This window comes from Mesorhizobium onobrychidis (genome assembly GCF_024707545.1).
GTDB classification, from domain to species: Bacteria; Pseudomonadota; Alphaproteobacteria; order Rhizobiales; family Rhizobiaceae; genus Mesorhizobium; species Mesorhizobium onobrychidis.
In genome coordinates this window covers 4524230-4547914 of sequence record NZ_CP062229.1, presented here as the reverse complement: position 1 = coordinate 4547914, position 23685 = coordinate 4524230, and the positions used below count along the sequence as shown (strand labels likewise).

Genomic DNA, 23685 nt, shown 5'->3' with positions numbered 1-23685 from the left:
CTTATCTCGTGAGCTTCGGTGACACGCGCCGCCTGAGTTGCGGGCCATCGAGCGTGACCAAGCGGAGAATCAGGCATGGCTTCGGCTGCTGAACAACTAGCCTCGAATCTGAATTTCTCGGCCTTCGCCAAGGCGGAGGATCTGAAGAAGCGCATCTGGTTCACCATCGGCGCGCTGCTCGTCTACCGCCTCGGCACCTATATCCCGCTGCCCGGCATCAATCCCGACGCTTTCGCCCAGGCCTTCTCGTCGCAGAGCAAGGGCGTGCTTGGCATGTTCAACATGTTCGCCGGCGGCGCCGTGGAGCGCATGGCGATCTTTGCCCTCGGCATCATGCCCTATATCTCCGCTTCCATCATCATGCAGCTGATGACCTCTGTCATCCCGTCTCTGGAGGCGCTGAAGAAGGAAGGCGAGCAGGGCCGCAAGGTCATCAACCAGTATACCCGCTACGGCACCGTGCTTTTGGCACTGGTCCAGGCCTACGGCATTGCGGTCGGACTGGAAGGCGGCAACGGCATCGTCAGCGATCCCGGCATGTTCTTCCGCATCTCGACCGTCATCACGCTGGTCGGCGGCACCATGTTCCTGATGTGGCTCGGCGAGCAGATCACCGCCCGCGGCATCGGCAACGGCATTTCGCTGATCATCTTTTCCGGCATCGTCGCCGGGCTGCCGCAAGCCATCTCCGGTACGCTGGAACTTGGCCGCACCGGCGCGCTGTCGACCGGTCTGATCCTGGCGATCATCGTTCTTGCCGTCGTCGTTATCGCGCTGATCGTGTTCTTCGAGCGCGCCCAGCGGCGCTTGCTGATCCAGTATCCGAAGCGCCAGGTCGGCAACCGCATGTTCCAGGGCGACACCTCGCACCTGCCTCTCAAGCTCAACACGGCCGGCGTCATTCCGCCGATCTTCGCCTCTTCGCTGCTGTTGCTGCCGGCGACGGTCGCAGGCTTCTCGCAGACGACCAACATGCCTGCCTGGGCCAGCACCGTCCTGGCGGCACTCGGCCATGGCCAGCCGCTCTACATGGCGTTCTATGCGGCGATGATCGTGTTTTTCGCCTTCTTCTATACGGCGATCGTCTTCAACCCGAAGGACACCGCCGACCAGCTCAAGAAGCATTCGGGTTTCATTCCGGGCTACCGTCCGGGCGAGCGCACCGCCGATTACATCGACTATGTTCTCACCCGCATCACCGTCGTCGGCGCCATCTATCTGGTGCTGGTGTGTCTGCTGCCCGAGTTCCTGATTTCAGCGACTGGCGTACCATTCTACCTCGGTGGCACATCGCTTCTGATCGTGGTCAGTGTAACGCTCGATACGGTGGCGCAGATTCAGGGTCACCTGATCGCGCACCAGTATGAGGGCCTGATCAAGAAGTCGAAGCTGCGCGGGGGGAAGAAGGCCAGATGAGGTTGATATTGCTTGGGCCGCCAGGGGCGGGCAAGGGGACACAAGCACAAAGACTGGTAGAAAAATACGGCATACCCCAACTCTCCACGGGGGATATGCTGCGCGCTGCTGTCCAGGCCGGCACCGAAGTCGGCAAGCGCGCCAAGGCGGTGATGGATGCTGGCGAACTGGTTTCCGACGCCATCGTCAACGCCATCGTGGCCGAGCGCATCGATCAGGCCGATTGCGCAAAGGGTTTCATCCTTGACGGATATCCGCGAACCTTGGTGCAGGCGGACGCGGTTGAATCGATGCTCTCGGATCGTGGCCTCACTCTCGACGCTGTCATTGAGCTTGTCGTTGACGACAAGGCGCTGGTTGGTCGAATCGGCAAGCGCGCCGAAGAGGCCAAGGCCGCGGGTCTGCCGGTACGCAAGGACGACAATCCAGCGGTGTTCGAAGAGCGCCTGAAGGAGTACTATAAGAAAACGTCGCCGCTGATCGGCTACTACTATGCCAAGGGCAAGCTGAGGGGTGTCGACGGCATGGCCGACATCGACGCGGTGACGCGACAGATCGAAATGGTGCTCACGGCGACGACCCAGCAGGTTGGCCAGGCGGCCAGCTAGAGAATTGAACGATTGCGCTTGACGGGAGCGGTTCGCTGGGGTATGGCGGCCCGTCTTCCTATCAGGCACGAGGCTTGCTTGCCCGCAAGGGCAAGGCAGCCACTTTGAACTGGAAACTCCCGCATGGGCCGGCCTCCACCGGACGCGGGGCAACTTTGATAGCGCCGGCTTGTCCGGCCCACATGGAGAAGAGAAGAACATGGCTCGTATAGCCGGCGTCAACATTCCGACCAACAAGCGCGTCGTCATTGCGCTTCAGTACATTCACGGCATTGGCAAGAACTTCGCCCAGGAGATCGTCGACAAGGTCGGCATCCCGGCCGAGCGCCGCGTCAACCAGCTGACCGACGCGGAAGTGCTGCAGATCCGCGAGACGATCGACCGCGACTATCAGGTCGAGGGCGATTTGCGCCGCGAAGTGTCGATGAACATCAAGCGGCTCATGGACCTCGGCTGCTATCGCGGCCTGCGTCATCGCCGCTCGCTGCCGGTTCGCGGCCAGCGCACGCATACCAATGCGCGCACCCGCAAGGGCCCGGCCAAGTCGATCGCCGGCAAGAAGAAGTAATTTAGGGGAATATGGGAGTAGGGCAGTAGGGCAGTATGTAATACGGCGCGGGCGTCCGCGGCCAAGACATACTCCCCTACTGCCATATTCCCCTACTCCCTTACCAGGTGGAGCCGCTGGCATTACGGCGGTGTAGAGATCAACTGAAAGGACCATCATGGCCAAGGAAGCCACACGTGTTCGCCGTCGCGAACGCAAGAATATTTCGTCGGGCGTTGCCCACGTCAACTCGACCTTCAACAACACGATGATCACCATCACCGACGCGCAGGGCAATTCGATTGCCTGGTCGTCGGCGGGAGCCCAGGGCTTCAAGGGGTCTCGCAAGTCGACCCCGTTTGCTGCCCAGATGGCTGCCGAGGACGTTGCCAAGAAGGCCCAGGAACACGGCATGCGCATGCTCGAGGTCGAGGTTTGCGGACCCGGCTCCGGTCGTGAATCGGCGCTGCGTGCGCTGCAGGCAGCCGGCTTCACCATCACCTCGATCCGTGATGTGACGCCGATCCCGCACAATGGCTGCCGCCCGCGCAAGAAGCGCCGCGTCTAATGCTTGTCGCCCAAAAGTGCGCAGCGGTTTTGGGGCAACGACATGCATAAAAACAGAGATCTAAAGCGCTACGCGCTTTAGGAAATTACCGAACGCCGCGCGAACGCCCAGGAGCGTTCCTCCACGGCATTCCAGGTCGCCCGCCACGATTGGATGGTGGCGGGTCAACGGAAGGAAAGCACTATGATCCAGAAAAATTGGCAGGAACTGATCAAGCCGAACAAGATCGAGTTTTCGTCGAAGAAGAAGACGCTGACCACGCTGGTCGCCGAGCCGCTCGAGCGCGGCTTTGGTCTCACCCTCGGCAATGCGCTGCGTCGCGTGCTTCTGTCTTCGCTGCGTGGCGCGGCTGTGACCGCCGTGCAGATCGACGGCGTTCTGCATGAATTCTCGTCCATCGCCGGCGTGCGCGAGGACGTGACCGACATCGTTTTGAACATCAAGGAAATCGCCATCCGCATGGAAGGTGACGGCCCCAAGCGCATGGTCGTGCGCAAGCAGGGACCGGGCGCTGTTCTCGCCGGCGACATCCAGACGGTTGGCGACGTTGAGATCCTCAATCCCGACCACGTCATCTGCACGCTGGACGAGGGCGCTGAAATCCGCATGGAGTTCACCGTCGATACCGGCAAGGGCTATGTGCCGGCCGACCGCAATCGCGCCGAAGACGCCCCGATCGGCCTCATCCCGGTCGACAGCCTCTACTCACCGGTCAAGAAGGTTTCCTACAAGGTCGAGAACACCCGTGAGGGCCAGGTTCTCGACTATGACAAGCTGACCATGACGATTGACACCGACGGTTCGATCTCGGGCGAGGACGCGGTGGCTTTCGCCGCTCGCATCCTGCAGGACCAGCTTGGCCTGTTCGTCAATTTCGACGAGCCGCAGAAGGAAGTCGCTGCCGAGCAGGTGACAGAGCTTGCCTTCAACCCGGCGCTGCTTAAGAAGGTCGACGAGCTCGAGCTTTCGGTGCGTTCGGCCAACTGCCTGAAGAACGACAACATCGTCTATATCGGCGACCTGATCCAGAAGACCGAAGCCGAGATGCTGCGCACCCCGAACTTCGGCCGCAAATCGCTGAACGAGATCAAGGAAGTCCTGGCGGCGATGGGCCTGCACCTCGGCATGGAAGTGCCGGATTGGCCGCCGGAAAACATCGAAGACCTCGCCAAGCGTTACGAAGATCAATACTAAGCTTGATCCCGAAAAGTTGCAGACTTTTCGGACAAGATCATGCGGCTAACCAACAGAGGCTGTGGCCTCTTGAACCCGGAATGAAGGAGAAGAGCCATGCGCCACGGATTTAAAGGCCGCCGGTTCGCCCGCAGCATAAGCCATCGCAAGTCGATGTTTGCCAACCTTGCCGTATCGCTCATCGAGCATGAGCAGATCCTCACCACCTTGCCGAAGGCGAAGGATCTGCGTCCGATCGTCGAGAAGCTGGTGACGCTCGGCAAGCGCGGCGATCTGCATGCCCGCCGCCAGGTGATTGCCCAGATCGGCAATGAAGGCGTCGTCAAGCGCCTGTTCGACACGATCGCGCCGCGCTACGCCACCCGCAACGGCGGCTATCTGCGCATCATGAAGGCGGGCTTCCGCCACGGCGACAATGCCGCCATGGCGGTCATCGAGTTCGTCGATCGCGACACCTCGGCCAAGGGCGCCGGCGACCGTGCCCGCATCGAGGCAGAAGGCACCGACGAGGAGGCCGCAGCCGCATAAGCTTCGGTTTGCTTGAAAGAGTTAAAAGGGCCTGCGGGCCCTTTTGTGCATTCTGGAGGCGGTACGGAGCATTGCGGCGATTTTCTTGACTCATCTCATGTCTTTTCCTCGAGAATAATTCGATTTCATCACCTTAGCCTTTCATTTTGCACAATCGTCGGGACAATGGCGCCCGACCCGGAGGATTCGGAATGCGCGTAAAACGGCTGTCTCTTGTTCTACTCTGCGCCTTGATGGCGCTGGCAGTCGTGCCGGCGGCCAGGCAGGCGCTGGCTCAGGACACCAAGGCCGATCCAGGTCTGTCCGATGTGCTGACCGACATGCTGCGCGGCGCCGAAGGCGAAAATGCCACCTCCGGTCCAGACAAGCGCGTGCCGTTCGGCCGCGAGGAGGTGCAACTGTCCTTCGCGCCGCTGGTCAAGCAGACCGCGCCAGCCGTGGTCAATGTCTATGCTTCGCAAACGGCCAAGTTGAGGTCGCCCTTCGACGGCGATCCTTTCTTCGAAGAGTTCTTCGGCCGTTCGCAGCCGCGTGCGCAGTCCTCGCTCGGCTCCGGCGTGCTGGTCGATCCGACAGGCATAGTGGTCACCAATTTCCACCTCATCAAGGACGCCGATCAGGTCAAGGTCGCCACCGCGGACGGGCGTGAATTCGACAGCAAGGTGCTGCTCAAGGACGAGACGCTTGACCTCGCCGTGCTCAAGATCTCCGCCGACAAGCCATTTCCGGTCGTCGCCATCGGCGATTCCGACGCGCTTGAGGTTGGCGACCTGTTGTTGGCCATCGGCAATCCCTTCGGTGTCGGCCAGACCACCACCAGCGGCATCGTTTCGGCGCTTGCCCGCAGCCACATCGGCGTTTCCGATTCCAGTTTCTTTATCCAGACCGACGCCGCGATCAACCCCGGCAATTCCGGCGGTGCGCTGATCAACATGGGTGGCCAACTGGTAGGCATCAACACGGCGATCTACAGCCGCAGCGGCGGCTCGATCGGCATCGGCTTTGCTATTCCCTCCAACATGGTTCGCGCGTTTGCCGATGCGGCCAAGGCCGGGCGCGACTTCTTCGAGCGGCCCTATATCGGCGCCGAATTCGAGCGCGTGACGCCGCAGATCGCCGAATCGCTCGGCATGGAGACCTCGACCGGCGCGCTGGTCTCGTCCGTCGAAGAAGCAGGGCCAGCGGCCGCGGCGGGGCTCAAGGCCGGCGACGTCGTGCTGTCGCTCAATGGCACGCCGGTCGAGAGTATCGAGGCGCTGGATTACCGGATGGCGACGCTGTCGATCGGCACCAATGCCAGCTTCGGCGTCCTGAGCAAGGGCCAGCAAGCGACGATGGATATCGCGCTGACGCGCGCGCCGGAAGGTGCAAAACTCGCGGAAGTGACACTGCGCGGTCGCAGCCCGTTTTCCGGTGCCAAGGTTGCGGAACTGTCGCCCCGGCTCGCCCAGCGGCTCGGCATGCGCACGGATGTCAAGGGTGTTACGGTGGTCGACATCAATCGCGGTTCGCCAGCAGCCGATTTCGGCTTCCAGCCGGGCGACATCGTTCGCGAGGTCAATGGCTTGACCATCGATACCGCCGCGACCCTGGAACAGGCAGCCATGGAAGAGACGCGCTGGTGGCGCTTTACCGTCGAGCGCGGCGGGCAGATACTGCGCCAGGTGTTGCGTTACTGAGCCCGAGCGTCGATCCTTCGGACGAGATCGCGCTCCAACGAAACGAAGTGCATGGCCGATCTGTTCAGTGTCGATGAACCGGAAAAGGCGCCGCCCGGCAGGCCGCTGGCCGACCGGCTGCGCCCGAAGAACCTCGACGAGGTCGTTGGCCAGGAGCATCTGACCGGGCCCGACGGCGCACTGACGCGGCTGATCGGCTCCGGCTCGCTCGGCTCGATGATCTTCTGGGGGCCGCCCGGGACGGGCAAGACCACGGTCGCGCGGCTGCTTGCCGGCGAAACCAGCCTTGCCTTCCAACAGATATCGGCGGTGTTTTCCGGTGTCGCCGACCTGAAGAAAGTGTTCGAGGCGGCGAAGCTGCGCCGCTCCAATGGCCGTCAGACGCTGCTCTTCGTCGACGAGATCCATCGCTTCAACCGCGCCCAGCAGGACAGTTTTCTGCCTGTCATGGAAGACGGCACCGTCGTGCTGGTTGGCGCCACCACCGAGAACCCGTCCTTCGAGCTGAACGCGGCGCTTCTGTCCCGCGCGCGCGTGCTGGTCTTCCATTCGCTTGGTGAGGACAGCATCGCCAAGCTGCTGGCACGTGCCGAGGAAACCGAGGGCAGGGCGCTGCCGCTCGACGACGAGGCGAGGGCGATGCTCGTCCGCATGAGCGATGGCGATGGCCGCGCGGCGCTGACGCTGGCCGAGGAGGTCTGGCGCGCCGCCAAGTCAGGCGAGGTGTTCGGCGCCGAGGGCCTGCAGCGCATCGTCCAGCGCCGCGCACCGATTTACGACAAGGGCCAGGATGGCCACTACAATCTGATCTCGGCGCTGCACAAATCGGTGCGCGGCTCCGATCCGGATGCCGCCCTCTATTATCTCGCCCGCATGTTCGACGCCGGCGAAGATCCGCTCTATCTCGGCCGCCGCCTGGTGCGCATGGCGATGGAGGATATCGGGCTGGCCGACCCGCAGGCGCTGGTCATCGCCAATGCCGCCAAGGACGCCTACGACTATCTGGGCTCGCCAGAGGGCGAGCTCGCCTTCGCCGAGGCCACCGTCTATCTCGCCAGCGCACCCAAATCCAACGCCGTCTACACAGCCTTCAAGGCCGCCACACAGGCGGCGAAGGAGTTCGGCTCGCTGCTGCCGCCCAAACACATCCTCAACGCGCCGACCAAGCTGATGAAAGAAGAAGATTACGGCGCCGGCTACCGTTACGACCACGACGAGCCGGACGCTTTTTCCGGACAGGATTATTTTCCGGAAAAGATGGGCCGCCGCACATTCTATGATCCGCCGGAGCGCGGTTTCGAGCGTGATATCAGGAAACGGCTCGACTATTGGGCGAAGCTGCGCGGCGAGCGGCAAAAGTAGGCTCGCGCAATTTTCCCGCTCACGCGGCAGGGATTGACCGGGAGTGCCCTGTAAGGGCAGTAAACGGCGATGATTAATCTCCTCCTCGTTGCCGCAGGCGGCGCTATTGGTGCCGGGCTGCGCCACGTCGCCAATTTCGTCGCGCTGCGTCTTGTCGGCCCGAGTTTTCCCTGGGGTACGATGGCGATCAACATTGTCGGCTCCTTTGCCATGGGTCTGTTCATCACGACCCTGGCGCGGCGCTACGGCGGATCGAACGAGCTTCGGCTGTTTGTCGCCACCGGCATCCTCGGCGGCTTCACCACCTTCTCCGCCTTTTCGCTCGATTTCGCGACGCTGTGGGAGCGTGGCGCGACGCTGCCGGCGTTCGGATATGCCCTTGCCAGCCTCATTGGCGCGATCATTGCCCTGTTTCTGGGCCTTTGGCTCGCAAGAAGCCTGCCTTAATGCTATTGCCCCCGCTTACATCGCCGCGTGTCCCTTAGGACGCGCAAAGGACGCTGTAGCATTTTGATTTTGCGCATGACCCTTCCGAAAATCGATTTCAGGTCATGCGCTAGAAACGGGTAAAACGAGACAATGGCAGGCGTTGAACAGATCACGGTGGAGGCCGGCGAGGCGGGTATGCGGCTCGATCGCTGGTTCAAGACCCATTTTCCGGGTCTTGGCTTCGGCCATCTGCAAAAGCTGCTGCGCTCCGGCCAGATCCGTGTCGATGGTGGCAGGGTGAAGGCTGATACCCGCGTCGAGCCGGGCCAGACGGTTCGCATCCCACCCCTCGAAGTGGACAAGAAGGGCGAGAGCCCGCTCACCGGTCACTCGATCCGCAACCAGGGCGACGCTGACGTTCTGGCCAAGATGCTGATCCATGAAGATCCGAAAGTCTTCGTCTTCAACAAGCCTGCAGGCCTCGCCGTTCAGGGCGGTTCGGGCGTCACCCGCAATGTCGACGACATGCTGGAAGCCTGGCGCAACCAGAAGGGCGAGAAACCACGTCTGGTGCATCGGCTCGACCGCGACACGTCAGGCGTGCTCGTCGTCGCCCGCACCAGGCTCGCCGCCATGAAGCTTGCCGAGGCCTTCCGGGCGCGTGAAACTAAGAAGACCTACTGGGCGCTGGTCAAGGGCGTGCCGCCGAAGCGTGAGGACAAGATCTCGACCTGGCTGATCAAGGAGCCGACGCCCGACGGCGACCGCGTGCGCGTCGCCAAGCATGGCGAAAAGGGCGCCGACCACGCGGTGTCCTATTACCGGATCATCGAACAGGCGGCGCAAACCCTATCCTGGCTGGAGATGGAACCCTATACCGGCCGCACCCACCAGCTTCGCGTCCATGCCGCTCACATCGGCTGCCCGATCATCGGCGACCCCAAATATTTCGAGGCCGACACCAATTGGGATTTTCCCGGCGGCATGCAGAACCGCTTGCACCTGCACGCGCGCCGCATCGTCATCCCGCATCCCGACAAGGGTCTTATCGACGTCACCGCACCGATGCCGCCGCATATGCGCCAGAGCTGGAACCTGATCGGCTTCGACGACGCCAGCGCGGAGGACTAGGTCCAGTGGGTATCGCCAGCGATACACTCGACCGCCGCGACAGAGTCGACATAGCGGCCGCCGCCATCATGGTCGGACTGACGTTTTCCTGGGGGCTGAACTACGTCGCCGCCAAAATCTCCTATGCCGGCTATGATCCCGTTTTCCTGTCGATTGCGCGGTCGATCATTGGCGGGCTGTGCGTTCTCGCCTGGTGCCGCTGGCGCGGTATTGTGCTTTTTACCCGCGACGGAACGCTTGTCGCCGGCATTCTGGCAGGCGCCCTTTTTGGTCTTGAGTTCCTGTTTCTCTATGTCGGGCTCGAACAGACGACCGTCGCGCGCAACACCTTGCTGGTCAACACCATGCCGTTCTGGGTACTGGTCGGCGGGCATTTCCTGCTGGACGAACGCATCACCGCGCGCCGGCTCGTCGGACTTCTGCTCGCATTCGCTGGATTGGTCGCGGTGTTCTCCGACCAGTTGAGCGCCGATAATGGTGCGACACTGACCGGTGATCTGCTCAGTCTTGGCGCCGGCATTCTGTGGGCCTTGACCTACATCGTCATCAAGCGGACGAAATTGGCGGAAACGAGCGCCGAGAAATTGCTGCTCTACCAATTGGCCGGCGCTGCGATGGTAGGCGCATTGGTGCTGCCTTTCGCCGGGCCGCCCGTCCGCAACTTCGCCGCTTTGCCGACCTTGGCGCTGCTTTTCCAGGCGGTCTACATCGTTGCCTTCACCTATGTGCTGTGGTTCTGGCTGCTGCGGCGCTATCCGGCATCGGGCCTGTCGAGCTTCACCTTCCTGTCGCCGGTGTTCGGCGTGCTGTGCGGCGCCATCTTCTTGAACGAGCCGCTGACCATTCGTATTTTCCTGGCACTCGGCCTCATCGCAGCCGGTCTGATCATTGTGAATCGGCCGGCCCGAAAACAGATCCCCGGATGAAAGGCTCCGGCATGCGCGATATTCTCAACGACCTCGAAGCGGGAAAGCAGCTCTCCGATCCGGATCCGGTACGCCGTGCCCAAATCCAGATGAAGACGCACCTGCCGAAACGCTTCTACAAAGCCGTCTCGGTCGCACCGGCCGAAAATGGTTTTGCCATTCATCTCGATGGCAAGCCGGTTCGCACGCCGGGCAAGGCGCTGCTGGTGCTGCCGACCGAAAAAGCGGCCGCTCTGGTCGCCGACGAGTTCGCCGCGCAAGGTGAGATCATCGACCCGGTGACAATGCCGGTCATGCGTTTGGTCAATACGGCCATCGATGGCGTCGCCAGCGACCCGCAGGCGGTGCTGGAGGACATCCTGCGCTTCGCCTCGTCCGACCTGCTCTGCTATCGCGCCGATGCCCCACAAGGGCTGGTCGACCGGCAGAACGAACATTGGGATCCCATCATCGACTGGGCGCGAAGCGCGCTTGGCGCCCGGTTTCACCTCGCCGAAGGGGTGATCCATGTCGAGCAGCCGCGCGAGAGCATCGCGGTGCTCGGGGTTCATCTTGCCCAGCGTGCCGACCCGCTACGACTGGCGGCCATCCACGTCATGACGTCGCTGACAGGATCGGCTCTGCTGGCGCTGGCCGTCGAGTTCGGCGAGATCGACGGCGACGCCGCCTGGACTGCCGGCCATGTCGACGAGGACTGGCAGGCCGAGCAATGGGGCCATGACGCGGAGGCTGTCGCCCGCGGCTCGGCCCGCAAGCGCGATTTCTTGGCGGCGGTCGGCCTTGTCGAGGCGCTCAAGGGCTGACGGCAATCGCCGCCCGCATTCGTTTCGCGTTGCACATTAGACCAACTTGCTCAAGTTGGACGCACAAAGTACGCACTAACACTTTGAATCTATGCATCGTGCTTTCCGAAGATCGATTCCGATCTTCGGGCCGATGCATTGGACCAAAGTCATAATCCCAAAGGCGGGCTGCCTCAGGGCGGTGCTTTCTGTCATTTCTCGCGGCGATAGCTGGCCGAGTTCGTGTCCAGAGGCACGACACGGCGCAGCATCAAGCACAGCGAGAAATCACGGGAGGAAGAATTCATGGTAATGGCAGCGACCGCCGGCAGAGCAAGCCGCGGCATGACGCGGGAAGAGAAGAAAGTCATCTTCGCTTCCTCACTCGGCACCGTTTTCGAATGGTATGATTTTTATCTCTACGGCACCTTGGCGGCCGCGATCGGCGCTGCGTTCTTCACGCAATATCCGGAAACAACGCGCAACATCTTCACGCTGCTGGCTTTCGCCGCAGGCTTCCTCGTGCGCCCGTTCGGTGCGCTGGTGTTCGGCCGCATCGGCGATCTCGTCGGCCGCAAATACACCTTTCTCGTCACCATCATGATCATGGGCCTGTCGACCTTCCTGGTCGGCATACTTCCTGGCGCAGCCAGTTGGGGCATCGCGGCGCCGATCATCCTGGTCGCGCTGCGCATGCTGCAAGGCCTGGCGCTCGGTGGCGAGTATGGCGGTGCCGCGACCTACGTCGCCGAGCACGCACCCGACGACCGTCGTGGCTTCTACACGTCGTGGATCCAGACGACAGCCACGCTCGGCCTGTTCCTGTCGCTGATCGTCATCCTGACCGTGCAGAATTCGCTGAGCAAGGAAGACTTCGCGGAGTGGGGCTGGCGCATTCCGTTCCTGGTTTCAGCGATCCTGCTGGGCATTTCGGTCTGGATTCGCCTGTCCCTTGCCGAATCGCCGACATTCCAGCGGATGAAGGACGAAGGTAAGGGTTCCAAGGCGCCGCTGACGGAAGCGTTCGGCCAATGGAAAAATGCCAAGATCGCCATTCTGGCGCTTCTCGGCCTTACCGCCGGCCAGGCCGTGGTCTGGTACAATGGCCAATTCTATGCGCTGTTCTTCCTGCAGAACGTGCTCAAGGTTGACGGCCAGTCGGTCAACATCATGATCGCCATCGCACTGGCGCTCGGCACGATATTCTTCGTCGTGTTCGGCTGGCTCTCCGACAAGATTGGCCGCAAGCCGATCATCATGGCGGGCCTGGCGCTGGCGATCGTCACGACCTTCCCGCTGTTCAAGGCGCTGACCTGGGCAGCCAACCCGGCGCTCGCCACCGCGCAGCAAAACACCCGTGCCACGATTACCGCTGCGCCTGGCGACTGCAAGTTCCAGTTCAATCCAACTGGAACGCGCAAGCCTCTCACGTCGTGTGACATCGCGACGGATTTCCTTGCCAAGAGCTCCGTCCCCTATGACATTGTCACGACAGCGGCAGCGGGGACCGCGGCCAGTGTCAAGATCGGCAACGAAACGGTGACGTCCTATGATGCCGTGGCAGCCGCAGACAAGGCAGCTTCAAGCGACGCCGCGTTCAAGAAGGCAATCAACATTGCATTGCAGGACGGCGGCTATCCGCTCAAGCGTGCTGCGGCCAAGGTCGCCGACCAGAAGCTTGACGCCTTCGTCGCGGCCAATCCGGAACTGAAGCTCGACGCCGCCGCAATCCGCGCCGGCGACAAGACGACGGTTGCGGCCGACCAGGCGATCAAGGACAAGCTGCTGACGGCCGATGAGGCAGCGGCGGGAGCACCCGAGATCACCGTCTACAATGTCCCGGGAGCAGGCGCCTTTGCGATGTTTGCCGACCCTGAACAGGTCAGCTGGGCAAAGGTCATCGGCATCCTTTTCGTCCTGGTCCTTTACGTGACCATGGTCTACGGACCGATCGCCGCGATCTTGGTCGAGATGTTCCCGACACGCATCCGCTATACCGGCATGTCGTTGCCCTATCACATCGGCAATGGCTGGTTCGGGGGCCTGCTGCCAGCAACGGTGTTCGCGCTCAGCGCCTACAAGGGCGATATCTATTACGGCCTCTGGTATCCGGTGGTGATCGCGGCGATGTCGCTGATCATTGGTATGATCTTCGTCAGGGATACGCTGGGAACCAACTTGCACGCCAAGACCTGATCCTGGCCTGACAGCAAAAATGCAAAGCCCGGCGCGAGTGATCGCGCCGGGCTTTTCAATTCGTCAAAAGCGATGCGGAAGGAAAGGCTTAGCTCTTCCGGTCCTGTTTTTCTTCCTCGATGGCCGCCTCGTGATACCAGCCGCTTCCGAAATCCGTACGGTTGCGCAATGAAGCAAGCTCTGCCGCGAACTTAGCCTTTCCGCTTAAATTTGAGGCAGAAGCACGCGCTGCCACCGGGAACATCAGGATTTTGGCCGACTGGCGGGTGGAAGTGATTTCCATTGTCGGTCTCCCTTCTTCTGCAGAACCTTGCCGATTCAATCTTTCCCCAAGATAGGTTCTGCAATCGAGTTAGGCAACATGATTACGAAAAGATCAGTAGTTGCCTATTATTTGTGCGAAACATGCTTGTGACTGATCCAGACGCATTGCGGTAACGGCACAACGAATTTGTCGGGATGCAACGTCAATTCTGCCGCATTCTTTGCCGGCGAGAATGGCACACGAATTGCTTTTTAATAATCCGGCAGGTCGGCTGCAGGGTGGCTGGCATGCCGGCGCCGTTCAAGGTTCGGTGATCAAAGCAACGAGAGGCTAGAATGACGAAATACAAGCTCGAGTACATTTGGCTCGATGGATACACCCCGGTTCCCAACCTTCGTGGAAAGACGCAGATCAAGGAATATGCCGAGTTCCCGACGCTCGACCAGCTTCCGCTGTGGGGCTTCGACGGTTCTTCGACCATGCAGGCCGAAGGCCACTCGTCCGACTGCGTGCTGAAGCCGGTCGCCATTTATCCGGATCCCGCGCGCACCAATGGCGTACTCGTCATGTGCGAAGTCATGATGCCGGACGGCGTGACGCCGCATGCATCCAACAAGCGCGCCACCATCCTCGACGACGAGGGCGCCTGGTTCGGTTTCGAGCAGGAGTATTTCTTCTACAAGGACGGCCGCCCGCTCGGCTTCCCCGAGAGCGGTTACCCTGCGCCGCAAGGCCCATACTACACCGGCGTCGGCTACAGCAATGTCGGCAGCGTCGCCAGGCAGATCGTCGAGGAGCATCTCGACCTCTGCCTTGCCGCTGGCATCAACCATGAAGGCATCAACGCCGAGGTGGCCAAGGGCCAGTGGGAATTCCAGATCTTCGGCAAAGGCTCCAAGAAGGCCGCCGACCAGATGTGGATGGCCCGCTACCTGATGCAGCGCCTCACCGAGAAATACGGCATCGACATCGAATACCACTGCAAGCCGCTCGGCGACACCGACTGGAACGGTTCCGGCATGCACGCCAATTTCTCGACCGCCCACATGCGCGAGGTCGGCGGCAAGGCCTATTTCGAGGCGCTGATGGCCGCCTTCGACAAGAACCTGATGGACCACATCGCCGTCTACGGGCCGGACAACGACAAGCGTTTGACCGGCAAGCATGAGACCGCGCCGTGGAACAGGTTCAGCTATGGCATTGCCGACCGCGGCGCCTCGATCCGCGTGCCGCATTCCTTCATCAGCAACGGCTACAAGGGTTATCTCGAGGATCGCCGCCCGAACTCGCAGGGCGACCCCTACCAGATCGCCTCGCAGATCCTGAAGACGATCGCCTCAGTCCCGACCAGCGCCGAGGTTTCGGCTGCCGCTTGAACATGTAGTCACGGTGCGGACTTGAGTGTCTGCGCCGTGACTGCTCCTCGTCGCGTCGGCGTTTTTCCAGGATTGAGTGTTCTCCATCCCAAACAAAAAAACCCCGCCGGATCGCTCCGGCGGGGTTTTTGTTTGTCCCTTAGCCGATCCGCTCAGATCGAATAATACATGTCGTACTCGACCGGATGCGGGGTCATTTCGAAGCGCATCACTTCGGCCATCTTGAGCTCGATATAGCTGTCGATCTGGTCGTCGTCGAACACGCCGCCGGCCTTCAGGAAGCCGCGATCCTTGTCGAGGCTCTGCAGCGCCTCGCGCAGCGAGCCGCACACGGTCGGGATCTTCTTCAGTTCCTTCGGCGGCAAGTCGTAGAGATCCTTGTCCATCGGCTGGCCGGGATGGATCTTGTTCTTGATGCCGTCGAGGCCGGCCATAAGCATGGCGGCAAAGGCGAGGTAGGGGTTCGCGCCCGGATCGGGGAAGCGGACCTCGACGCGCTTGGCCTTCGGCGACGAGCCGAATGGAATGCGGCAGGAGGCAGAGCGGTTGCGGGCCGAATAGGCGAGCAGCACCGGCGCTTCATAGCCCGGCACCAGGCGCTTGTAGGAGTTGGTCAGCGGGTTGGTGAACGCGTTGATGGCCTTGGCGTGCTTGATGATGCCGCCGATGTAAAACAGGCAGCTCTCCGAGAGGCCGGCATATTCATTGCCGGCGAAGGTCGGCTTGCCGCCCTTCCAGATCGACTGGTGGACGTGCATGCCCGAGCCGTTGTCGCCGAAGACCGGCTTCGGCATGAAGGTGGCCGTCTTGCCGTAGGCATTGGCGACCTGATGCACGACATACTTGTAGATCAGCATCTTGTCGGCGTTGCGGACCAGCGTGTCGAACTTGATGCCGAGTTCGTGCTGGGCAGCGGCCACTTCGTGGTGATGCTTTTCGACGCGCACGCCCATTTCGGCGAGCACGGTCAGCATCTCCGAGCGCATGTCCTGCGCCGAGTCGATCGGCGGCACCGGGAAATAGCCGCCCTTGATGCGCGGACGGTGGCCGAGATTGCCGGTCTCATAATCGGTGTCGTCGTTGGACGGCAATTCGGTGGAGTCGAGCTTGAAGCCGGTGTTGTACGGGTCGGCCTTGTACTTGACGTCATCGAACACGAAGAACTCGGCTTCCGGGCCGACGAAGATCTGATCGCCGATGCCTTCCGCCTTCATATAGGCTTCGGCCTTCTTGGCGGTGCCGCGCGGGTCGCGGTTGTAGGATTCTCCGGAGATCGGGTCGAGGATGTCGCACAGGATGACCATGGTCGACTGCGCGAAGAACGGGTCCATATGCACCGTCTCGGTATCGGGCATCAGCACCATGTCGGACTCGTTGATCGCCTTCCAGCCGGCGATGGAGGACCCATCGAACATGACGCCGTCGGCAAACATGTCTTCCTCGACCTCGACGACATCCATCGTCACGTGCTGAAGCTTGCCCTTCGGATCGGTGAAGCGCAGATCAACGAACTTCACGTCGTTGTCCTTGATCTGCTTCATGATGTCTTTGGCTGTCGTCATGTCATGTATCCCTGTCTGATGACGTTTCGAGGAGATGATCTGAAATCAGAAAGCTCAGACCGCGTCCATCCCTGTTTCGCCGGTGCGGATGCGCACCACTTCCTCGATGTTGGAGACGAAGATCTTGCCGTCGCCGATGCGGCCGGTCTGGGCCGCCTTGCGGATAGCTTCGATCGCGCCTTCGACCGCCTCGTCGCCGAGCACGACCTCGATTTTCACCTTGGGCAGAAAATCCACGACATATTCAGCGCCGCGATAGAGTTCGGTATGGCCCTTCTGGCGGCCAAAACCCTTGGCCTCCGTAACTGTGATGCCTTGCAGCCCGGCCTCCTGAAGCGCTTCCTTCACTTCGTCTAGCTTGAACGGCTTGATGATCGCTTCGATCTTTTTCATGTAAAAAGTGGCCTCCACTGCCAAAAAGACGGGTTGTGAGCCCCGCTTGCGCCTCCTTCAAGCACGAACTGTGCCAATTTGAGGGGATTCGAAGCGGTATCACGCGATTTCGATGCCATGCCGCGTTGGGGGGTAAATTCGCGTCATTCGCTGCGTTGCTGCGTCATGGACACCGGGAACCTACACATTGTCACTCCTTCCGTCCGCACAATAATTGGGCAGATAGCGCATTTCGCGAGCATTTGTGCCTCGTCGACGCCACTATCGTCAACGATGTGCTTGTAGATCGTGCCTTCTCATCACTGTTTGCTTCGAACCGAAAACTGGACAATGTTTGACCACAGGGATCGGGGTTTGACCACAGGGATCGGGCTTGAGCCAATGCGGATCGGCATCCATGAACAATGAAATTTTGTCTCCGGCCGAAATGGCTGAGGCCGACCGGTTGACGATCTCCGCCGGACCTCTCGACGGCATTGGCCTGATGCGCAATGCAGGTGCCGCGGTCGCTGCGGTGGTGCTCGCCCATTTTCCGGCTGCCAGGCGCGTCCACGTACTGTGCGGGCCTGGCAACAATGGCGGCGACGGATATGTCGTCGCCCGCATTCTTCAGGACAGCGCCGTCGACGTCTTGATGTGGGCATCCGGCTCGCCCAAAGCCGGCAGCGACGCGGCGCTCGCTGCTTCGGAGTGCCCGGTCAGGCCTCGGCCGCTGTCGGAATTTGCTGCCGAGACAGGTTCGATCCTGGTCGACGCGCTTTATGGGGCAGGGCTGTCGAAGCCGCTGTCCGGTGATGCCGCCAGAGCGGTCGAGGTTGCGACAGAACTGAACCTGCCTGTCGTTGCGGTCGATCTGCCCTCAGGCGTGTCAGGCGAGAGCGGCCAGGTTCTCGGCCATGCATTCCGCGCCCGGATGACAGTGACGTTTGCGCGAAAAAAGCCCGGCCATCTGCTGTTGCCTGGGCGCGAGATGTGCGGCAAGCTGGTGCTTGCCGACATCGGCATCGGCGATGGGATCGTTGCGCAGCTCGAACCGCGAACCTTTGAGAACACCCCGCCGCTTTGGCTAGGGAATTTCCCGATTCCAGCCATCAACGCTCACAAATACCAGCGCGGTCATGTCGGCGTCTTTTCCGCCGGGCCGTCTACGACGGGCGCCGCACGGCTGTCAGCGCTTGCCGCGGCCAGAAGCGGGGCAGGGGCCGTGACCGTGCTGTCGCCGTCGAACGGGCTGCAGGTGAATGCCGCGCATTTGACTTCGATCATGCTGCGCAAGGCCGACACCATCGCGGACGTACAGGAATTCATCGGCGATCGCCGGCCGTCGGCTTTTGTCCTCGGACCCGGATTTGGCATAGGCGAAAAAACACGGGAGTTTGCCCTTGGCGTGCTGGCCACCCGGCAGCGGCAAGACGGCAGGGTCGACGGGCTGGTGCTCGATGCCGACGGCATCACTTCGTTTCGTGATGCGCCGAACGTTTTGTTCGAAGCCGCCCGTCGTCCTACCGCGCCGGCGCTGGTGGTGACGCCGCATGAGGGCGAATTCGCCAGGCTGTTTTCGGACATCGCCGGGGACAAGAACCTGTCCAAGCTGGCCAAGGCGCGCACTGCCGCCGAGCGCGCCGGCGCCATCGTCGTCTATAAGGGCGCGGACACGGTGATCGCGACGGCCGATGGCAGGGCGGCGATCAACGGTAACGGCGCGCCATGGCTGGCCACCGCCGGTTCGGGCGACGTGCTGTCGGGCGTCATTGCCGGCTTCCTGGCGCAAGGCATGCCGGCTTTCGAAGCCGCCTGCGCGGCGGTCTGGATCCATGCCGAGGCCGGCAGCCGTTTCGGGCCTGGGCTGATCGCTGAAGACTTGCCGCTGGCGCTGGTGCCGGTGCTGCGCGAGCTTGCCGAAAATCGCAACGGGATGACCGCTGAATGAACCGTCGGCTCGCCTTGATCGCTGTGATTTTCGCCAACCTTTTCTTAGCCAACCTCGCGCGTGCCGAAGGTCCGGTGATGATCGTCGACGATCCGGCCTTGCTCGCCGCCCTCGACGCCAAGGGTTTTGGCTTCGCCGGCATTTTTGGCGTCGATGGCGGGGGCGACCTGAATACGCTCTATGACAAGGCGCCGGCCTATCACCGGATCGTCGAGACGGTTGCAAGCGATGTCGCCGCACTGCGAGCCGAGATGAAGGCTGGTGGGCGGCTGCTCCACGAAGTCACCGACGACAATGTCGGCCGCATCATGGACATGCGCTGGCTGAAGACCGACGCCGCGCGCTTCCGGCTGGTCGGTGTCGTCAACCGGCTCGATCGGCGTGATTTCGCCGAAATACGAGACGGCGGGCGCTGCGGCGAGGTGCGTTTCATCTACCGCCTTGCCTACAGTTTCAAGAAAAACGGCAAGGTTCTGGCCTCGCGCCTGCCGTTCAACTTCAATGCCATCTATAGTGTTGCGCCGGACGCCGACGGCGGCTGCGTCGGCGTTGCCGGGCGCTGGACGCCGCAGCTCGATGAGGCCGTCGACATCGGCTGGCTTATCGGCGGGCCGCTTGAAAAGGCCGGGCTGAGCTTCAAGCAGCTCGAGCTCAACGCCCAGGTGGTGCGCTTTCCCTCCGGCCAGGAGACCGAATTCGGCGGGCAGGCCGCCTATCTCATGCGGATTTTTGGCATCGACGGAGCAGCGGTCAGCGAGAGGCCGCTGGAAAACACGCCGGATGGGGCGCTGCTCTTGGAAGACGCCGCGCTGAAAGCAAAACTCGCCGACTATATCAGCGCCAATCTCGCGGCGGTCGATCTCGGTGTCTACGAAATCCCGCATGAATTCCTGGCGAAGAAAGTCATCTCGTGGTCGACTTTCGGCAGCGCAAGGCAGGCCAATCACCCGTTCACGCCGCTGTTTCAGCCCGCGGATTTTTCTGGGCTCGACTATTCCGCGCTGAAGCTGGTGCGTACGCCGGAAGCGCTGGTCGAGCGGCTGGACAATGGCGCCTGCCAGGGTTGCCATCAGGCGGGCTCGACCGCCGGTTTCCATTTCATCGGCCTCGACGACAAGACGACCTCGCCGCTGAACCGCATCGAGGTCGTCATCTCGCCGCATCTCCACGCCGAGATGCCGCGGCGCGAAGCGTGGCTGCGCGCGACCGTCGAGGGCAAGAAGCCGAACCGCTTCCGCCCGCTGTCCTTCGCGCCGCCCGCCGCATGGAGGGACGCCGGCGAGGTCGCCTATCTGCCGGCCGAGGTGGCGATGCCGTGCCTGATGCCGGAGGATGCGGTCCGCTTCGGCACGACTTGGCAATGCGGCGGCGGCACCGTCTGCACGGTGCTGGCGACTGCATCGGGCGTGCGGACGAAACTGGCGCAATGCCTGTTGCCCAAGGACAGCGAAAAGATGTTCTCCGGCCATCCATGTCTGACCGGCTCGATCGCCAGCAACCCGGCGCAGCCTTTCAACGACCGTTACAGCATATCCGGCCAGTTCGCGGCCTTCGCGACCGATATTTCGCGCACCGCCTACACCTGCCGGCCGCCGAAGATCGGCGTGCCGGCCGGCATCGCCTATCGCGGCTGCAATGAAAAGGATCGTGCCTTTGCCGGCTTCAAGCCGGGCGAGCCGATGCCGAACGAGATCTGCGGGCTGGTCGGCGGGAAAAAATTCGACATTTGCGTGGCGACCAACAATTTCGACCAGTGCCTTGGCGGCGCGGTCAACCGCGGCAACCGGCCGGCTTGCTCGGCCGATCATTTCTGCCGGGAGGATTATATGTGCCAGTCGCTGCCGCCCGATACGCCTGGTATCGGCAAGTTGAAAGGTGTCGGCTTCTGCTCGCCGACCTACTTCATTTTCCAGATGCGCATGGACAACCATGCGACACCCTGGGCGGGCGCTGTCCGCGCCACCATGGGGGCGGGGTTTGGCGCGGCGGAAGCGGAGTGACCGGTACCTCGTCGCAAAAATCCAAAGGGATCGCCTACCGATCGAGATAATCGGCGATTTTCGATGTCCATTCACTGTCGAAATGGCGAACCCGCTCTGCGACCATTTCATTGCTCAGCAGGCTCGACAGGGCAGGAACCAAAACCGGCTCTATCGTTGGAACGGAGCTATATCCAAGAGCAGTCAGACGTTCCGACCATGGTGGATGGTCCGCCTTCTCGTCATCGGGGGCGTCCCAGGCCTTGAGTGCATATTCTTGCAGAAGGCTCGTGCTCGACAAGTCGCTGCACACCGCCAGAACTCTATCAAGCGGCGGGCGAGGCGGTGCCATCGCGCCAAGCAACTCACGCTTTAGCGGATTGTAGACTTGGTCATTGAAGAACTTGTCGGCCGCTGCAATCAGGAGCAGGGCGCGTGCTGCTTCGTACGAATCGCCTGACATTGCCGCATGACGATCGGCATCGATTTCCGCTCGTCGCGATAGCCGTATTCCTTCACGTTCCAGAGAGTACGACAGCGGAGCCAGTATCCAGTAAAACAGGCTGCCGGAAACGGTCTTTCCGGGAGGAGCATATTCGAAGATCAAATCGAAGCTTTTGTCGAGCTCGGCGAGATTGAGGCCGCCGTTTGTATCCCTGTTTTTCAGATGAGCGTTTTCGTGAGCAAGGATCGCCGAAAATGCCTTTTCGTCGGTCACGGCAAGCAACGGGATACCGACGGTCAACATCGCTCGACGGCCGAGCAGACCCAGAAACGGGCGCTCTTCCCCAATGCTGGCGTTCAGGTCACTGCTCAGCACAATCGTCGTCTGGCTGGCGCGGTGTTTGCCAGCCACGCTTTCCCACACTGCCCACAATTTTGGCGCCGATTCCCGAGTAATCCCTTCCACCCTGCTAGGCCGAAAACCGGCAAACAATGCTCCAATTAACAGAACGAAAGCCAGCATTGCAGCCGGTACGGCAATAACACCGCCCGCGATAACCGCGAGCGGATGCCGATCAAGGAGCAGCAGCCAGAGGAGCACCGGGCAGAAAAGCGGCAGAACAAAAAGCAGGACGGCAAATCTGCCGAAGTGCTCTCCCGTGTAGAGGACCAGACGCGACATCAGCGTTTCATAGCGGAATGTTGTCGTGCTTCTTCCAGGGGTTCTGCATATCCTTGTTGCGCAGCATGCGGAGCGCGCGCGCAATGCGGCGGCGGGTCGAATGCGGCATGATCACCTCATCGACATAGCCGCGCTCGGCGGCGACGAAGGGCGACAGGAAGCGGTCCTCGTAAGCCTTTGTATGCGCTGCGATCTTCTCCGCATGGCCGATGTCCTTGCGATAGATGATCTCGACCGCGCCCCTGGCGCCCATCACCGCGATCTGTGCCGTCGGCCAGGCATAATTCATGTCGCCGCGCAGATGCTTTGACGCCATCACGTCATAAGCGCCGCCATAGGCCTTTCGTGTAATGACGGTGATCTTCGGAACGGTCGCCTCGGCATAGGCGAACAAGAGCTTGGCGCCATGCTTGATCAACCCGCCATATTCCTGCGCGGTGCCGGGCAGGAAGCCTGGGACGTCGACGAAGGTGACGATCGGAATTGAGAAACAGTCGCAGAAGCGCACGAATCGCGCCGCCTTGCGGCTGGCGTCCGAATCGAGCACGCCGGCAAGCACCATCGGTTGGTTGGCGACGAAGCCGACCGTGCGGCCTTCGACGCGCCCGAAGCCGGTGACGATGTTTTTCGCAAAATTCTGCTGGATCTCGAAGAAGTCACCCTCGTCGGCAACTTTAAGGATCAACTCCTTGATGTCATAGGGTTTGTTGGCGTTGTCGGGGATCAGCCGGTCGAGCGACAGATCGTGATCGGTGACCGACTGGTAGCATTCGATCTCGGGGATATCAGCCGTGTTGGATGCCGGTAGCAGATCGACCAGCCGGCGCATCTGCAGCAACGCCTCTACATCATTGTCATAGGCCCCATCGGCGATCGAGGACTTCGTCGTGTGGACGGAGGCGCCGCCGAGGCTCTCGGCGGTGACCGTCTCGTTGGTGACGGTCTTCACCACGTCCGGGCCGGTGACGAACATGTAGGAGGTGTCGCGCACCATGAAGATGAAGTCGGTCATGGCCGGCGAATAAACGTCGCCGCCGGCACAAGGGCCCATGATCAGTGAAATCTGCGGGATGACGCCGGACGCCAGCACATTGCGCTGGAAGATCTCGGCATAGCCGCCAAGTGCTGCCACGCCTTCCTGAATGCGGGCGCCGCCGGCGTCGTAGAGGCCGATGATCGGCGCGCGGTTGCGCAGCGCCATCTCCTGCACCTTGACCACCTTTTCGGCGTGGGCCTCCGAAAGCGAGCCGCCGAACACGGTAAAATCCTTGGCGAAGACATAGACCGGGCGGCCATTGACGGTACCCCAGCCGGTGACGACGCCGTCGCCGGCGATCTTGGTCTTCTCCATGCCGAAATCGGTCGAGCGATGCTCGACATACATGTCGAACTCCTCGAACGAGCCCTCGTCGAGAAAGACGTCGATGCGCTCGCGGGCGGTGAGCTTGCCCTTCTTGTGCTGCGCGTCGATGCGGGCCTGGCCGCCGCCCATGCGCGCCATGTCGCGGCGGCGCTCGAGTTCCTTCAGCACGTCCTTCATCGGTCGATCCCCAAAACGGAAGCTGATTTGTGGTAATCATGCAGGCAGGGGAGCGCAAGCGCCGCTTTTGCCGTGGATTTGCTGCGCCGCAACATGGCGCCCCTTGCATTCCGTAGCGAACTGGGCCATATGCGGCGACATAGGCGCT

21 protein-coding genes are annotated in these 23685 nt (G+C 61.6%); 16 read left to right on the top strand and 5 right to left on the bottom strand.

The features are described 5' to 3' along the window. Positions 1-75: 75 nt before the first annotated feature. The 13 genes from secY (at position 76) to IHQ72_RS22535 (ending at position 13366) form a co-directional block, all read left to right on the top strand. Positions 76-1416 carry a preprotein translocase subunit SecY gene (gene secY, locus IHQ72_RS22595; RefSeq protein WP_095494912.1) on the top strand — a complete coding sequence of 447 codons (1341 nt, stop codon included), beginning with the start codon at positions 76-78 and terminating at the stop codon, positions 1414-1416. Continuing rightward, the gene (locus IHQ72_RS22590) at positions 1413-2024 is read left to right on the top strand and encodes an adenylate kinase (protein WP_258117352.1); all 612 of its coding nucleotides are present in this window, start codon (positions 1413-1415) and stop codon (positions 2022-2024) included. The genes secY and IHQ72_RS22590 overlap by 4 nt, the downstream gene beginning before the upstream one ends. A gap of 199 nt (positions 2025-2223) precedes the next feature. Continuing rightward, entirely contained in the window at positions 2224-2592 is a 369-nt protein-coding gene (rpsM, locus tag IHQ72_RS22585; RefSeq protein ID WP_029352234.1) for a 30S ribosomal protein S13, read from the top strand. 157 nt (positions 2593-2749) lie between these two features. Beyond that, entirely contained in the window at positions 2750-3139 is a 390-nt protein-coding gene (gene rpsK / locus IHQ72_RS22580; protein ID WP_023799279.1) for a 30S ribosomal protein S11, read from the top strand. Between the two features lie 183 nt (positions 3140-3322). Then, positions 3323-4333 carry a DNA-directed RNA polymerase subunit alpha gene (locus tag IHQ72_RS22575; protein WP_023799278.1) on the top strand — a complete coding sequence of 337 codons (1011 nt, stop codon included), beginning with the start codon at positions 3323-3325 and terminating at the stop codon, positions 4331-4333. A gap of 96 nt (positions 4334-4429) precedes the next feature. After that, on the top strand, positions 4430-4861 hold the full coding sequence (gene rplQ / locus IHQ72_RS22570) for a 50S ribosomal protein L17 (RefSeq protein ID WP_023799277.1): 432 nt from the start codon (positions 4430-4432) through the stop codon (positions 4859-4861). Positions 4862-5052: 191 nt separating this feature from the next. Continuing rightward, a complete protein-coding gene (locus tag IHQ72_RS22565) occupies positions 5053-6540 on the top strand; it encodes a Do family serine endopeptidase (protein WP_258117340.1) in 1488 nt (495 codons plus the stop codon). Positions 6541-6591: 51 nt separating this feature from the next. Next, positions 6592-7902, top strand: a complete 1311-nt coding sequence (locus IHQ72_RS22560; RefSeq protein WP_258117339.1) for a replication-associated recombination protein A — start codon at positions 6592-6594, stop codon at positions 7900-7902. A gap of 69 nt (positions 7903-7971) precedes the next feature. Further along, a complete protein-coding gene (gene crcB, locus IHQ72_RS22555; protein ID WP_029352249.1) occupies positions 7972-8349 on the top strand; it encodes a fluoride efflux transporter CrcB in 378 nt (125 codons plus the stop codon). A 132-nt stretch (positions 8350-8481) separates the two neighbouring features. Then, complete coding sequence (locus IHQ72_RS22550; RefSeq protein ID WP_258117338.1) at positions 8482-9462, top strand: RluA family pseudouridine synthase; 981 nt, start codon at positions 8482-8484, stop codon at positions 9460-9462. Between the two features lie 68 nt (positions 9463-9530). Beyond that, entirely contained in the window at positions 9531-10388 is an 858-nt protein-coding gene (locus IHQ72_RS22545) for a DMT family transporter (protein ID WP_374120406.1), read from the top strand. An 11-nt stretch (positions 10389-10399) separates the two neighbouring features. After that, complete coding sequence (locus tag IHQ72_RS22540) at positions 10400-11191, top strand: ATP12 family chaperone protein (protein ID WP_258117335.1); 792 nt, start codon at positions 10400-10402, stop codon at positions 11189-11191. 285 nt (positions 11192-11476) lie between these two features. After that, positions 11477-13366 (top strand): MFS transporter, encoded by a 1890-nt coding sequence (locus IHQ72_RS22535; RefSeq protein WP_258117334.1) that lies wholly within the window; start codon positions 11477-11479, stop codon positions 13364-13366. An 88-nt stretch (positions 13367-13454) separates the two neighbouring features. Here IHQ72_RS22535 and IHQ72_RS22530 read toward each other — a convergent pair whose 3' ends face one another. Then, positions 13455-13649, bottom strand: coding sequence for a DUF2735 domain-containing protein (locus IHQ72_RS22530; RefSeq protein WP_128345508.1), 195 nt, complete (start codon positions 13647-13649; stop codon positions 13455-13457). Between the two features lie 317 nt (positions 13650-13966). Here IHQ72_RS22530 and IHQ72_RS22525 point away from each other — a divergent pair, with 317 nt between their 5' ends. After that, a complete protein-coding gene (locus tag IHQ72_RS22525; RefSeq protein WP_258117333.1) occupies positions 13967-15007 on the top strand; it encodes a glutamine synthetase beta-grasp domain-containing protein in 1041 nt (346 codons plus the stop codon). 152 nt (positions 15008-15159) lie between these two features. On the opposite strand, the gene glnA is transcribed toward IHQ72_RS22525, so the two are convergent. Further along, positions 15160-16569, bottom strand: a complete 1410-nt coding sequence (glnA, locus tag IHQ72_RS22520) for a type I glutamate--ammonia ligase (protein ID WP_258117332.1) — start codon at positions 16567-16569, stop codon at positions 15160-15162. Positions 16570-16623: 54 nt separating this feature from the next. Further along, on the bottom strand, positions 16624-16962 hold the full coding sequence (locus IHQ72_RS22515) for a P-II family nitrogen regulator (protein WP_095494897.1): 339 nt from the start codon (positions 16960-16962) through the stop codon (positions 16624-16626). A 397-nt stretch (positions 16963-17359) separates the two neighbouring features. Between IHQ72_RS22515 and IHQ72_RS22510 the strand changes: the two genes are divergently transcribed. Together IHQ72_RS22510 and IHQ72_RS22505 are read left to right on the top strand one after the other, a co-directional pair. Next, positions 17360-18892 (top strand): NAD(P)H-hydrate dehydratase, encoded by a 1533-nt coding sequence (locus tag IHQ72_RS22510; protein ID WP_258117331.1) that lies wholly within the window; start codon positions 17360-17362, stop codon positions 18890-18892. Next, positions 18889-20892 carry a hypothetical protein gene (locus tag IHQ72_RS22505; protein ID WP_258117330.1) on the top strand — a complete coding sequence of 668 codons (2004 nt, stop codon included), beginning with the start codon at positions 18889-18891 and terminating at the stop codon, positions 20890-20892. The genes IHQ72_RS22510 and IHQ72_RS22505 overlap by 4 nt, the downstream gene beginning before the upstream one ends. A 34-nt stretch (positions 20893-20926) precedes the next feature. Here IHQ72_RS22505 and IHQ72_RS22500 read toward each other — a convergent pair whose 3' ends face one another. Next, positions 20927-21997, bottom strand: coding sequence for a M48 family metallopeptidase (locus tag IHQ72_RS22500; protein ID WP_258117328.1), 1071 nt, complete (start codon positions 21995-21997; stop codon positions 20927-20929). Positions 21998-22004: 7 nt separating this feature from the next. Continuing rightward, positions 22005-23537 carry an acyl-CoA carboxylase subunit beta gene (locus IHQ72_RS22495; protein WP_258117327.1) on the bottom strand — a complete coding sequence of 511 codons (1533 nt, stop codon included), beginning with the start codon at positions 23535-23537 and terminating at the stop codon, positions 22005-22007. Positions 23538-23685: the final 148 nt, after the last annotated feature.